We start from the raw sequence: 13,030 nt of genomic DNA, 5'->3' as shown, positions 1-13,030 counted from the left end.
TTCTATATACTCTGCAATGTTGCACCCTTAATTTATTCCGGCTTAACTTTATTTAAATCCCAATACCAGGAATTACCGATTCGTCTTGCCTTAATTCCAAGTTCCTTTTTTGCATTTTCCAGTGTTCTTTTAGAAATATTCAAATCTTCTGCCATATCAAAGATTTCACTGCTTTGCACAGAAGTTGATGTTTCTGCCAGTTCCCTCAGCATCTTTTTTGCCTGTTCCAGTTTATTTACCTTTGGAGCAATTCCACCAAGCACCTCATCTGCTGTGATTTCATAGTCACCTATCCACTCAAATCCGGTTTCTGTCAGGCGAAATGCTTTGGAATGTCCAAATGCAGCCAGATTATTTTTAATCTGAACCACTGCTCTTAAGTCCGGTTCTCCCTCTATTCTTCCTACCAGTAATACGCTTCTGGCTACTGCAAAAAAGTCAATCGAACCCATTCCTCTATATGCAGCTTTATTTCCACCAGCTTTATTCATATGTCCGATTAATAAAATTGCACATTTATACTTTTCTGCCAGCAAGCTCAATCTTTTTGTCATATCCCTTGCTTCATTTGCCCGGTTCATATCCATTGTTCCTCCAAGGTATGCCTGAATCGGATCTAAAATAAGCACTCTCGCACCAGTCCGTTTGATAGCAGTTTCCAGTCTCTCATCTATCATGGAAAGTGATTTTTCTGTTTCATCTATAACCATGATTCTTTCACAGACCGCTTCTGCCAGCTCCAGTCTGGGTTTTACCGTATCTGCCAGCCCATCTTCCGCTGTCTGATAAATAATCTTTACTGGTTCTGTTACTTTCATATCGTTATCCAGACCTTCTCCTTTAGACAATCTCGCTGCAATATTTAATATCAGCGTAGTTTTTCCATCGCCCGGATCACCCTGAATGATCGTTAATTTCCCATAAGGGATAAATGGATACCAGAGCCAGTCCACTGTCTGGGACTGGACATCTGACATCTTTATCATTTTCAATTCTGTTTTATTCTCATTTCTCTGTTCCATAAATTCCTCCATTTTTCAAACTATTCTCGCCAATTATCTGTTGTTCTCTGGAAGAATCCCTGATATAATCAACTTGTCTAGGGTTGACATTTGTGGATTCGTCCCCATTTGTCACATTGCTCCGGTTGTTCGTACTTCCGGAGCTTTTTATATTTTCATCATCCAGCATATCTGCCACCACTTTCTGCTGATCTGGATATAAGTGCCCATAAGTATTCAATGTAATGCGAATGTCCGTATGTCCAAACCTTTCTTTAATCATCAATGGTTGCACTCCCTTATTGATCAGAAATGCCGCATGACTGTGACGAATGTCGTGTACTCTTATCTTTTTTACTCCGGTCTTTTGAACCACCTGTTTTAACTTATGCTGTACCGCTTCATGAACCATTGGAAAAATCCGTTCATCTTCGGGCAACTCATACAGTCTGCTAATATAGTCCTGAATCTCTTTTTTCAGAAATTCCGGTATGGAAATCGTACGGTTCGATTCTTCTGTTTTGGGAGATGTAATCACGTCCTCTCCATGCATACGGTAGTAAGTTTTATTGATATGAAGTAGATTCTTTTCAAAATCAATGTCAGCAGGTGTAATGCTGAGTGCTTCGCCTTCTCTCGCTCCTGTCCAGAATAATAATTCAAACAGCACATAATATTTGCTTCCCGGTTCTATTCCGGTCATAAACTGCCGATATTCTTCAATTGTCCAAAACTTCATTTTCTTTTTTGAAGTCTTTCCCATACGTTTTACTTTGTCACAAGGATTATCTGCCAGATTGTAGATATTCTTCGCATGATTAAACAATGCCGTCATCTGATTCTGTATTGTTTTCAGATAATCATCTGAATATCCTTTTTCAATAATCGTATTCTGCCACTGGATAATCTCTGCTGGTGTGATACTGTTCATCGGTCTGTCCTTAAAATACGGTAACAGTTGAGCATTCATCGTATCTCTTTTGTTCTTGATACTCCTGTCCTTCAATGACTGAGACTTGTCTCGGAAGTAGACTTCTACAAACTCTCCCATTGTCATATCCATGTCTGCTTTCGCTGTTCTTTTATACTCCGCTTCAAAATTTAATGCTTCTTTCTTAGTACGGAATCCTCTTTTTACTTTTCGCTTTTTGGCTCCTGTCCAGTCCTCATAATAAAATGAAACATACCAGGTTCCTCTTTCTTCATCTTTGTATGCTGCCATACTTTCTCACCCCCTTACATTGCAATCTGGGAATATCCATAAAATTTCTTTTCCCAGAATGCCCTCGGTATCTTGCCCGCAACGGTTACATATCCCTGATCTGCAAGCTCTTTGTTCAGTTTGCGAAGCAGCTTGTAAGCATATCCAAGTGAAATCCCCATGCTCTCTGCAACTTCTTCCGCTGTAATCATATAGTTCTGTCTCTGCATATCATTTCCTCCTTGTCTATAATTATCATTTTCACTGATACTATATCATTTTAAATAATCATTGTCAATAATTTTTATCATCATGAATGATATTTTTCTATATTGTTGATTTTTATCATTTGTGATATACTAATCATAGCTTTTAAGGAGGTGGATAATATGCAGGAATCATCTATTTCAGAAAAAATAAAAGAGCTGCGAACTGATCTGAAGATGAATCAAAAAAACTTTTCCGCAGCTATTGGTATACGTCAGTCAACTTTATCCAGTTATGAAAATGGTGTGGTTACTCCCTCCAATGATGTGTTATTGACTATTGCTCAGAAATTTCATGTCTCACTGGACTGGTTATTTGGATTATCTGAAAATAAAGTACAGATTTCTACTCTCAGCGATATTCTTTGGGTTTTACTGCAGATGAATGAATCCAATGAACTCCGGTATGAACTGGATATAAATAATAAACTTCCCGGTGATATAGAAACAGAAACACAGAAATGGTATGCCGGACTTCGCTTTTATGGAAATGATCCTGAACATTCTTTAAACGCAGATATGTGTAATTTTCTTGCTGATCTGCAGGAGAACAGAGAAAGCCTGGAATCTTATTTCACAGGCAAAGATATGTTTGATATGTGGAAAAAGCAGACGTTGGAATACTACACTTCCAAACCTGTCACCCATAAAGAAATTGAAGAACTGGATTTTGAGACACGAATCCGTAAACGAGATGAACTTTTAACACAGAAATTTTCCAATAACGAACAGAAATAGTATCATAACAGTATCACAGGCAGATATGCGAAGATTTTCATTTTCTTCCCATACCTGCCTGTTTTCAATTTATTCGCTATTCTTTACAGCCTTATTTTAAACTTTTTACTCAACAGAAAAACCCCGGAAACCTTACGGTTCCGAGGTATCTTACGTTTGGACACATGTACCTTGCGGTACTCAATATATATTAGTCAGTGATTACTCGATGATTGTAGCAACACGTCCTGATCCTACAGTACGTCCACCTTCACGATATCAGACTGGCGTATTGCGGTGTGCAAATGATGATTTTTCGTGTGATTTGTGGGGGAAAGTCCGGATTTTCCACTGTATCCGTGTGGTTTTTGGGGATTTTGTTATCATGGTGTTATCACTGACTTATCTTTTATAAACGACAATTCCCTTATTATTAAATTTTCTTATTCCATCCCTTTCTTGCTGGAAAACTCTTACTTCATTAAAATTATCTCTTCCTCCAAGTTTAAAAGCACTGCTGGCAATATTCTTTGTATTTAATGGATTAGTTGTGGCATAAACATTTACTTTTTTTATATTATTATTTAAGCTCCTGACTTCATTAACAACGCACCTTACTAATTCAGGACTATCATATCTGTTAACATCATTAGTATTATTACGCGATATTAATAATGTCGGTATATTTTTCTTTATTTCCGGTAATTGGCTCAATGAAAGAGGATATGTATCAGAAATCATTACATTCACTTCATCTGTTTCATGCGAAAAATTTGATTTACTTACTGAAATGGTATCATTTTCTTTTTTATCAAACTCTCCGCAATTATATTTATCGAACGTATCATTCAGCACCAGTTTAAATTGCATATATATCGGCACCTGAATAAGGTTACATTCCGAGTACCCCAATATCTTTGAACATATCCGATACCACCCATATCTGTACTGTTTATAATAGTTTCCTCTATTAAACATATATGTTTTATTCCACTTTCTAATTATAAACAATACTACTATTAAAAAGAAAACACCAATTGCCCAATCTCCACCTTTCCAGGCAAAGTAAAAAATATAATCACATATTTTTTGTGACGCTTCCAGCTTAGGCGGGGTCTTTATTAACTCTGTAATTTTAAATATTCTCGGAGCAAAGAACACACCAACAAGCAACAGAAGTTGTAATATTGGTCTGATATTATTTTTTATCCTTTCATAAATTGATTTCATTCCATTTTACCTCACATATTTTTTTCGGGCAAAGCTTTCCTTTTTGCATTCTCCATATGCTGAATGCTTTACGTCCGGCAATGATATGATATTGTACCCCTTTAGGATCTTCTTTACCAATACGTTTCCAATTTTTTAAATCTATAATTGAATAATGTGGTATATCTTCCGGATGTGTATGCCATTCCCCCCAATATGCATACACACCATTATTTTCATTATACAATTTTTCAAAATATTTTAAATGCCCTTCATCTTTTCTGGTATATCTGGTTCTGGTACATATATCATTTTTTAATGGTTTAGATATATACTCAAGAATTATATTTTCATTATTCAGATTTTCCCGTCCGACTATAATTCCACCTTTCTCTGGATCATAATCATTCTTCTGGATCTGACTATATATTTCTTCCAATATTTGATCGCATATCTTTATTTTTCTGTTTTTACTTTCCGTTACAATCATTACATACACCACAATTAATATTTACAAATTGCTTACCAGTCAATATTTTAATCTGTTCCTGTTGTCGCAAATATCGGCCAGATGTTTCCAGATTATGTTTTTCCAGATAGTCACTATCTCCTTTTAAAGATATCAGTAAATTGTCATCGAGGTTTTCTTCAAAAATATTTTTGACCATCTTTAAACAAAGTAACATTGTTTTTAGTGAAACCAAATTTCCATATGGCACGTAAGTCTTTCCACACCCTCCCGCACTTTCCGTTATAATCTGTCCCCTCATGCAGTACGATGTTTTGTCATATAGTTCTCCTGTTTCTTCATCCCGGTCAAAAAAACATTCATAACATCCACAATTTCCATATTTTATATATGCAGCATGATTTCCAATACCATATACTTCATTCCACAAATAAACAACCGGCACTTTGATTTTGTTATTTTGTATCCATGAATTAATCCAACGATTTAAATTATGATTTCCTGCCGCTGAGATAATCAGATTATAGTCTTCAAAATTAATATCTTCTTCTGTAATTGCATCTTCAATTCTTTCCGCCAACGTCGTTATCTTTACTTCCGGAATATTTTTTTGTATATATGTGTTCAAAGCTTCGCACTTGTAACGATTAACATATTCCATTCCCAACACATGCCTGAATATATTTTCTTCCGTCAACTTCTCATAATCAACAATAGTAAGATCCTCATATCCTGCTTTTGCGAGCTCGCATATAACATGTCCACCAATCGAACCGCAGCCTATTATAAGTATTCTTTTTTTATAGTTTTCGCTGTCCTGTTCTGTTACACGCTTCATCAAAAACTTTTTATCAGCTTTTTCCATAAGCAACGGCTGCAATTCTTCTACTTTTTCCAGAGAAGTCTCTTTTAACATGCCACCTTTTATATACATTCCTACAAAATGTGTCTGTCCTGATGGCTGATGAATTTCAAACACAATAATTCTATCTTGTCGAGAACGTGGCATAATTGAAGCAAGTTCTCCCTCCGGCACAAAATGTAAAAGAGCATTCAAATAATCTATCGACAGTTTTTTTCTTATGTCCGGTGGGAAAATATATTTTTCAGAATATATTACAAAATATGCTATATTCATGACTGGCGTTTTTTCCAGATTCCAACGTTTTAAACTTTCAACATTTTCTCCAATATAAATCGGTGCTTTTTTGCATCTCTTTATATACTCTATCTGTTTTTCTTTTTTCCTTTTGGAACTTTTTTTAATGCCCCCTTTTACGATACGATTTTTTCTATCTGTTTCTACTGCCAAATGTGCAATTCTGCAATCTTTCAGTTGAGCCCAGTATAATTCAAATTCATTTATAAAATCGTTTTTATTTTCTCCAGAAAAACCTTGTTTCAAAATTGTCTGTGCACGCAATAATGATTGCATCATAATTCCAGGTAAATTCTGATCTATCAAAATACCTTCCGTTTCAAACAAACACAGTTTTCCTTTATTATCTATATGCGGCATATAAACAAGTTCATTATAATCTGCAACATATATATCCACTAAATCTCTATACCATTTTTCCGGAACTGCTATATATACAACAAACGATTCTCTTTCATTTATTACCAGTTCTCCCTGCAAAACTGTCTGATAGACATTTTCAAATAATTTAGCCTCTTTTATAATGCTTACATTTTTTATAACATCACTTTCCTGTAAGATTCGTTTGAGTTCTTCTGGTGAAAACATCTTAATCTACTCCTGATGCACTTGTTGAAGGTATAAAATTCATTTGTTTTTTGGCTGCATTTTTCTTTTCCGGAATCGGGAAATCATCTCCAAAAATTTTACTCAGCATCTTACACTGTTCCACTTCATCTGTTTCACTTTTTACAGCTTCCAGATCATCAACCAAATCATCAATCTTTTCTTTAAAATCTGTCATATAATTATCTGACATCTTTCTGAAGAGATTAACATCGGATTCAAAGTTCAATGAAGAAGGCAAATTGTATTCTATAGTATACATTAATCGTCCATTTTCATTCACTTCTTTAAACACAAACAGCTTTTGAATTTCTTTTGCAAAACTAATCACAGCCTGTAAATCATCATAACAATATTTTTCTTCTATATAATCATATTTTTTTGAAGCTTCAAAATGATCTACAGCAATTAACGTAATTGCTATGCTTGGTGGTTCTGCATTTCCTGAACTACTGAATTTCTTATTTTTCCAACGTTTTATATATCTTACTACTCTGCGAAATTGTTCGCGATCTTCTTTGTTATCGTCACCTTTATATTTATCATTAACATATTCTACAAGCCCGACCGGATCAGATTTCTCCCAGCATGTTTCTTCTGAATCCCTGTTTTTTCCACGTGCAAGATATAACTGACTGTCAGAATCATCTTTGTCTTCATAAACGTAAGTAACTAAATCCACATGATATGCAGCTTCGCCATCTTTCTTGTATGTTACTGTCACACATGGTTTTTTTATTTTTGCGCCATACTCAGTATGATTTTTTAACAGATCTCTTATTTTCTCTTTCAGGTCCATTGGTTCATAATCATCACGATTAACATGAAAACGTAAACCTACATCTATATCATATTCTTTATCCAGTGGTTCAACCCCCAGATGCATACTATAACTCCCCTGATTGTACTCATCAAATGCAGGCATATCGTCATCATTTCTTAATATACCTAATAAAATATCTCTTTTTTCTTTCAGTTCACTTTTAACGTCATAATCCATTTTTATTACTTTGTTAAATTCTTTAAAATATGTCTGCAAACTCATTTTCCGCGCTCCTTCCTTAGCACTCTCTTTTGTTGAGTGCTGATAATTATCAGTATATCATTCTTTTCCGATTAAAACAAGTTACACTAATCACTGAAATTATTTTTCAAATCTCCAAGCTATATTGTTCATTCTGCAAATAATCCTCCAGTTGATGCAATTTATCTTCTCGGAATTCTTCATCTTTTTTCATTTTCTTTATTGTGCATTCCCACACAATTACTACTTTGACTTTTTTACGCATCAATTCTTTTCGAACACATTCATCCCTCTTTATATTTGCGTCAAACTTTTTCTGCCAGAATTCTACCCTTGATCTTGGCATGTAAGCATATTTGCATCCCTCGTGCCTGTGCCAGAAACACCCATGTACAAAAATTGCTGTATTATATTTTCTCATGTATATATCCGGATGCCCCGGCACACTTTTTGAATTCACGCCATATCTGTAACCTCTGGCAAACAATAATTTTCTCAGATATATTTCCGGCTTCGTATTCTTGGAATGTATCGCTGCCATATTTTTGCTACGTTCTTCCGGACTCTTGATGTCCATATTATCCCTCGATTTCCTGTATATACTTCACAAAACGTGCAATGGTCCAGATTCTGTCCCGTCTGTCTTTCGGATAAGATACAATATATGGTTCCGGAACTACTAATACTACATTTTCAGCCTGCATCTCATCCATCTGTGCTCCTGAGATTCCCTGTTGTAACGTACAAAGATATTTGGGTGAATCTTTTAATCTGTTCGCCTCATTCAAGACCTGTCTCCAACGATCTTTACATATAGTTTTAGCTGCAAGCGTTACTAGTTTCTGAATATCAAAACTGCTGTTATGGTATGCCTCTCCTGAAGGAAATATAAAATCTGGTTTCTTGTTTCCTTCTGTCACCGCCTGAGCTGAATACTGAATGGCATTTCCATCAAATATCGCAGCAAGATGATGTTCAAGACTTTTTCCTGCTCTGCTCTTTCTTCTGTTCAAGACCATATTTGCAACTTTTACAAATTCATCCACATCTGAAAATCCCTTAGTTATAATGTCTCCATATCTTGCATACTCCAGAGCACGAAACAGCGTATACTCCATATTAGTCCAGTCAATTATTTTCCTGTCCGGATTTGTCTGTATATATTCAATATGATCATAAGCTCTGTCCTGTATATATCTTGCAGTAGCTGACATTTCTTCTGACGTTGGAAAATCCACCTCAAGATTTGCTATAAATTCCTGAATTGCTATTTGTTCCTGTGTTTCTGCCCGGACATTTTCAACATTTATCAAACTGTTTGTTTCTGTCGGACTGATGCCAAACGCATTAAGAAATTCCTCAATTTCCTCTTCTGTATCCAAGAAATATCCACTGTAGTTTTCTTCTGCCTGTTTTGTAAAAACAAACAACGAACCTGTCTGATTTATATGCAGGAACGGAAATCCTCGTCCAAATCTTGTTATTCTAAGTTCGTTTTTACTTGCATAATAAGTAAAACAGCTTTCCGTTTCAAAATCATTCTGCCATTTTATTTTTACAGTCCTTTTAGGTATTCCCTCCTGTTCAAGCTGTTCTCTGGAGAACAACATTTCCATCGCAGTTTTTGAAATCAGGATTCCCGACTGATGAGCACCGGTCGCACCTGTATCATTTGCCGAAAGAAATTTGCAAAAGCTTTTTTCACTGTTTAACACTGATGTTATCGCAATTTCCGCATAGCCTGCTGACATTTAAATCACCTTCCTCTGTATATCCTGTTCTTTCTCATTATCCATTGTTTCAATGTTGTTAACTATCAGTTTTGCAACTTCTCCCATTAATGGAACGACTACAGAATTTCCAAATTGCTTATATGCCTGTGTATCCGAAACAGGAATCTTAAATGTATCCGGGAATCCCTGCAATCTTGCACATTCTCTCGGAGTCAACCTTCTCGGATTCTTTCCTTCCTGTGCAATAAGCACTTCCGATCCATCTTTGTAATACCTGGCACTCAATGTCCGGGACACTCCATCCAAAGGGGCTATTCCATATCCAAATCCATTACCGGCTGCCCGATGCTTTGCTGCGTAATTCTGCAGATATGTCCACAATTTATCAGACAATGTGTATTTATCTGCAACTTCTTCATCAAGAATATCTCTCATAACAGGTTTTGGAACACGTGGTGTAAGATTAAACTCAAAATCAATTTTATCTCCATAGCGTTCTCTGTCAAATCCTACAATTAATATTCTCTCTCTGTGCTGAGGAACATAATTCTGTCCATCCAGAACTTTATAGAAAATTTCATAGTCCAACTCTTCCAGTGACTCTCTGATTACCTGAAAAGTTCTTCCTTTATCATGGCTGCATAAATTTTTAACATTTTCAAGCATAAATGCTTTTGGTCTTTTTTCTTTCAATATCCTGCAGACATCAAAAAACAATGTGCCCTGTGTTTTATCCTCAAATCCAGTAGCTCTTCCCATACTGTTTTTCTTTGATACCCCGGCTATTGAAAAAGGCTGACACGGAAATCCGGCAACCAGAATGTCATGATCCGGAATATCTGCAGCATTAACTTTTGTAATATCCCCTTCCGGCTGTTCTCCAAAATTTGCAAAATAGGTCTGCTGACTGTATTTGTTCCATTCACTTGAATAAACACATTGACCGCCGGCCCGGTCAAATGCAATACGCATACCACCAATCCCGGCAAAAAGATCAATAAATGTAAATTTTTTCTCTTTTCCTGTATTCTTCTTCTTTTTTACATCACTCATATAATATGCTACTGCTTCTCTGACACAGTCCTGCATACTCAGTTCATTCTTTTCTGAATAAGAATTCAATTCATTATATAACTCATCGTCTACTCTTATATGTACCTGTCTCATTCTCATCACTCCTGGGAATATATTTATACCTGTTTTTTCCCTATTATACTCTAATGCAATTTAAAAAGCAAGCGAAAATACGAACATACTTTCGTTTGCTTTTTCCCTTTTATTGGTTATCCACTACTATGAATATATAATTTTCATGACACTTTCTTCTGCAATATTCTTAATATTATTCATCCTCCTCACCCATTCCACCTGATCCTGCATCTTCAGTTCTTCTGTCACTCCCCACTGTTCAACCATCTGCTCCATCAGTATCTCGACTTTTTCTCTTGCTTCCTTATCAACCTGATTTAAATGCTCCGTCAGTTTCCCGGTCAGTAGCAGATACTGATACCTTGCACTCCGGTGTTCTTTCAGAAACTGCTTTCGCATCATTCCATATTTTCCATATGCAGGTTCTTCCTCATTGATTTCCAGATCCGGCAGATAATAATCTCCATGCAGTGTGTAGCTCAGTCCGTTCTTTTCATCATAAATCTGTTTCTTCATATTCTTACAACTCCATTCCTCTGTATTTCGTTTTATTCTTCTTTATCTGTGCATTGTGTTCTTCACTTCGTTCTCTTGCCCATTGTATGCGGTCGCCTATTTTTTTCGGCATTTGTTCTTTCTGTTCTTTCTGTTTTTTCGCTTCAAGTTCCGCCTGCATCCGGATATCGTCCTGCACCAGTCGTTCTACCATATCTTTCCCCAACATGCGTAAAAGTCGGTTATATCTGTCTGCAATTCCCTGCAGTATTTCTTTCTCACCTGACAATTTCTGATAATCTTTCTGAACTTCTGCCAGTTCACTTTTTGTATCTTCGTACTCCTTCTTTTTCTCCTGAAACTTACTTTTCCAGTTATCTCTTTCTCTGGTGAGTTCTTTCACCTGTGCAGCCATTGCACCGATTTTATTTTTCATTTCAACAAACAATGGTTTGATTTTCTTCTCCCGATAAGTTACCGCACGTTCCAATGCTGTAGCTTCCGGTAAAAATGTTTTGATCATTCCATATTCTTTTATTTCCTTACTGACATTATCCATCACCGGTTGCAGAAATTCTCTTCTGTCTTCCAGTTTTTTCAATTCTGTTTCTGCTTTCTCAGCACGTCTTTCCGCTGTTTCTTTATCTTTCTGGAACTGAATTTTTTCTTCTTCCAGAAGCTTAATATCTGCCCTTGCGTCCGCAATCTGAGAAGTCAGACCTTCATTCTCTGCTGTCAGATTTTCTTTTTCCTGTTCCAGTTCCTGCACTTCCTTCTTACGCTCTTTCTTTTTGAAATTGTAAACATCCAGATGCTCTTCATGTGTACCTTTCTGCTCCCATTCAATTCCATGTTGCTTTGCGATTTCCGCCAGTACTTCCTTTTCATGGTTTATCCACTGATTCAGTTCTGTATCATGCTTATTTCCGCCTTGAAATCCAAGACTTTTCAATGCCTGTTTCAGTGAGACTCTGGTATCCATTCCTTTTCCCTTCCAGTTGGTCACATAAGGAACAAAGTCAATATGCAGATGCGGAGTAGCTTCGTCCTGATGCAGATAGCAGCCAAATACCCGAAGTGTCGGATTCCGCTTCTGGAAATCTTTTACATATTCATCCAGTACCTTTACAGCCAGATTTCCTTCTGTTGTTCCCACCGCCATATCCTCACGATTACCAATCTGGAATATCACTTCATGGAACAGCTTCTCCTGTTTGCCCTGTCGGATTTTTTCATAATAATTTGCAATTTGCCGATCCTTTCTTTTCCCGATATTGTATCTCTCCACCGCATCGTCAAACAACTCTTTATAAACTTCTTTTAGATTCTCATTCTTATAACAAATGTTCAATTGTACTCTGTCCGGATCTACATTTTCTGCTACAAAATCCCGTCTGTTATGAGCCAGTGAACCGGCTCCGATCATGCCACTGATTGTTCGTTTCATCATAAATTTTCTCACCTCTTTTCTGTTTGAGTGCCAGATATGGCACATAATTTTTATTTACGCCAGACATGGCGATATTTAAGAAACTTTCGCCGGATACGGCGGTTTTGTTACTTTTGTCAAAAGTAACGCAAAAGCACTTTCGACAGCCGTACCGTCCATCAAAAGTCCCCTTGCGCCCTGCCGGGGGCATAACGTCCTTATGGACGTCTGTTCTGCACCGACTGAAACGAATCGTAGACCTGTTTATTCCGATATTCTCGCCTGCACATATTCCAGATTTCCGCAGTAAGGTGTCCCCACCAGATACCATTCTCTTGCCAGATTCATCTCCATTCTGGTCTGTACCCATTCATCATCTACCAGCACTTCCAGTCCTTCTCCACAATGAAATCCTGTATCAATCCATAAGTCTGATGATAATAATCCATATCTTCCATTGCTGCTGTTATATCCTAATCTTCCCTGTTTCATCATTGTCTGCTCCTTTCCAGTTTGTAAACGGAATTTGTAAACGGGGCTCAAAAGATTTTAAAAGTTAACTTTTTAAGTTT

At 36.6% G+C, this 13,030-nt stretch carries 14 protein-coding genes; 1 reads left to right on the top strand and 13 read right to left on the bottom strand.

Annotated features, from left to right (window positions below; all coding sequences use genetic code 11):
* Positions 1-32: 32 nt before the first annotated feature.
* The 3 genes from LI164_RS02770 to LI164_RS02760 are packed head-to-tail and all read right to left on the bottom strand — an operon-like array spanning position 33 to position 2,432.
* Positions 33-1,034, bottom strand: a complete 1,002-nt coding sequence (locus tag LI164_RS02770) for an AAA family ATPase (protein ID WP_173770107.1) — start codon at positions 1,032-1,034, stop codon at positions 33-35.
* A complete protein-coding gene (locus LI164_RS02765; protein ID WP_117468400.1) occupies positions 1,006-2,223 on the bottom strand; it encodes a site-specific integrase in 1,218 nt (405 codons plus the stop codon). The genes LI164_RS02770 and LI164_RS02765 overlap by 29 nt, the downstream gene beginning before the upstream one ends.
* Positions 2,224-2,237: 14 nt before the next feature.
* Positions 2,238-2,432 (bottom strand): hypothetical protein, encoded by a 195-nt coding sequence (locus tag LI164_RS02760; RefSeq protein WP_055053915.1) that lies wholly within the window; start codon positions 2,430-2,432, stop codon positions 2,238-2,240.
* Positions 2,433-2,591: 159 nt separating this feature from the next.
* Here LI164_RS02760 and LI164_RS02755 point away from each other — a divergent pair, with 159 nt between their 5' ends.
* Positions 2,592-3,206, top strand: a complete 615-nt coding sequence (locus LI164_RS02755; protein WP_070100139.1) for a helix-turn-helix domain-containing protein — start codon at positions 2,592-2,594, stop codon at positions 3,204-3,206.
* A 381-nt stretch (positions 3,207-3,587) separates the two neighbouring features.
* On the opposite strand, the gene LI164_RS02750 is transcribed toward LI164_RS02755, so the two are convergent.
* The 10 genes from LI164_RS02750 to LI164_RS02705 form a co-directional block, all read right to left on the bottom strand.
* Positions 3,588-4,415: a hypothetical protein gene (locus LI164_RS02750; RefSeq protein ID WP_072446966.1), complete on the bottom strand. Its 828-nt coding sequence runs from the start codon at positions 4,413-4,415 to the stop codon at positions 3,588-3,590.
* Positions 4,399-4,884, bottom strand: coding sequence for a Mov34/MPN/PAD-1 family protein (locus LI164_RS02745; RefSeq protein WP_118045941.1), 486 nt, complete (start codon positions 4,882-4,884; stop codon positions 4,399-4,401). Before LI164_RS02745 ends, LI164_RS02750 begins: the two co-directional genes overlap by 17 nt.
* A complete protein-coding gene (locus tag LI164_RS02740; RefSeq protein ID WP_227086709.1) occupies positions 4,865-6,610 on the bottom strand; it encodes a ThiF family adenylyltransferase in 1,746 nt (581 codons plus the stop codon). The genes LI164_RS02745 and LI164_RS02740 overlap by 20 nt, the downstream gene beginning before the upstream one ends.
* Before the next feature lies 1 nt (position 6,611).
* Entirely contained in the window at positions 6,612-7,673 is a 1,062-nt protein-coding gene (locus LI164_RS02735) for a nucleotidyltransferase (RefSeq protein ID WP_118045944.1), read from the bottom strand.
* Between the two features lie 106 nt (positions 7,674-7,779).
* Entirely contained in the window at positions 7,780-8,229 is a 450-nt protein-coding gene (locus LI164_RS02730) for a very short patch repair endonuclease (RefSeq protein ID WP_118045946.1), read from the bottom strand.
* A gap of 1 nt (position 8,230) precedes the next feature.
* Positions 8,231-9,403: a type II restriction endonuclease gene (locus tag LI164_RS02725; RefSeq protein ID WP_227086708.1), complete on the bottom strand. Its 1,173-nt coding sequence runs from the start codon at positions 9,401-9,403 to the stop codon at positions 8,231-8,233.
* Positions 9,404-10,552 (bottom strand): DNA (cytosine-5-)-methyltransferase, encoded by a 1,149-nt coding sequence (gene dcm / locus LI164_RS02720; RefSeq protein WP_118045949.1) that lies wholly within the window; start codon positions 10,550-10,552, stop codon positions 9,404-9,406.
* Positions 10,553-10,678: 126 nt separating this feature from the next.
* Positions 10,679-11,050, bottom strand: a complete 372-nt coding sequence (locus LI164_RS02715) for a TnpV protein (RefSeq protein WP_227086707.1) — start codon at positions 11,048-11,050, stop codon at positions 10,679-10,681.
* 4 nt (positions 11,051-11,054) lie between these two features.
* Entirely contained in the window at positions 11,055-12,479 is a 1,425-nt protein-coding gene (locus LI164_RS02710) for a plasmid recombination protein (RefSeq protein WP_304515581.1), read from the bottom strand.
* Between the two features lie 243 nt (positions 12,480-12,722).
* Complete coding sequence (locus LI164_RS02705; RefSeq protein ID WP_118699468.1) at positions 12,723-12,950, bottom strand: DUF5348 domain-containing protein; 228 nt, start codon at positions 12,948-12,950, stop codon at positions 12,723-12,725.
* Positions 12,951-13,030: the final 80 nt, after the last annotated feature.

It is taken from the genome of Dorea sp. 210702-DFI.3.125, from assembly GCF_020560945.1.
Taxonomy (GTDB): domain Bacteria; phylum Bacillota; class Clostridia; order Lachnospirales; family Lachnospiraceae; genus Dorea; species Dorea formicigenerans.
The sequence above is the reverse complement of the archived record's forward strand: the minus strand, read 5'-3'. Positions and strand labels throughout refer to the sequence as shown.

Bases quoted from the DNA above. Each gene is read 5' to 3' on its own strand.
- LI164_RS02770 (WP_173770107.1), bottom strand. From the start codon at position 1,034: ATGGAGGAATTTATGGAACAGAGAAATGAGAATAAAACAGAATTGAAA.
- LI164_RS02765 (WP_117468400.1), bottom strand. From the start codon at position 2,223: ATGGCAGCATACAAAGATGAAGAAAGAGGAACCTGGTATGTTTCATTT.
- LI164_RS02760 (WP_055053915.1), bottom strand. From the start codon at position 2,432: ATGCAGAGACAGAACTATATGATTACAGCGGAAGAAGTTGCAGAGAGC.
- LI164_RS02755 (WP_070100139.1), top strand. From the start codon at position 2,592: ATGCAGGAATCATCTATTTCAGAAAAAATAAAAGAGCTGCGAACTGAT.
- LI164_RS02750 (WP_072446966.1), bottom strand. From the start codon at position 4,415: ATGAAATCAATTTATGAAAGGATAAAAAATAATATCAGACCAATATTA.
- LI164_RS02745 (WP_118045941.1), bottom strand. From the start codon at position 4,884: ATGATTGTAACGGAAAGTAAAAACAGAAAAATAAAGATATGCGATCAA.
- LI164_RS02740 (WP_227086709.1), bottom strand. From the start codon at position 6,610: ATGTTTTCACCAGAAGAACTCAAACGAATCTTACAGGAAAGTGATGTT.
- LI164_RS02735 (WP_118045944.1), bottom strand. From the start codon at position 7,673: ATGAGTTTGCAGACATATTTTAAAGAATTTAACAAAGTAATAAAAATG.
- LI164_RS02730 (WP_118045946.1), bottom strand. From the start codon at position 8,229: ATGGACATCAAGAGTCCGGAAGAACGTAGCAAAAATATGGCAGCGATA.
- LI164_RS02725 (WP_227086708.1), bottom strand. From the start codon at position 9,403: ATGTCAGCAGGCTATGCGGAAATTGCGATAACATCAGTGTTAAACAGT.
- dcm (WP_118045949.1), bottom strand. From the start codon at position 10,552: ATGAGACAGGTACATATAAGAGTAGACGATGAGTTATATAATGAATTG.
- LI164_RS02715 (WP_227086707.1), bottom strand. From the start codon at position 11,050: ATGAAGAAACAGATTTATGATGAAAAGAACGGACTGAGCTACACACTG.
- LI164_RS02710 (WP_304515581.1), bottom strand. From the start codon at position 12,479: ATGATGAAACGAACAATCAGTGGCATGATCGGAGCCGGTTCACTGGCT.
- LI164_RS02705 (WP_118699468.1), bottom strand. From the start codon at position 12,950: ATGAAACAGGGAAGATTAGGATATAACAGCAGCAATGGAAGATATGGA.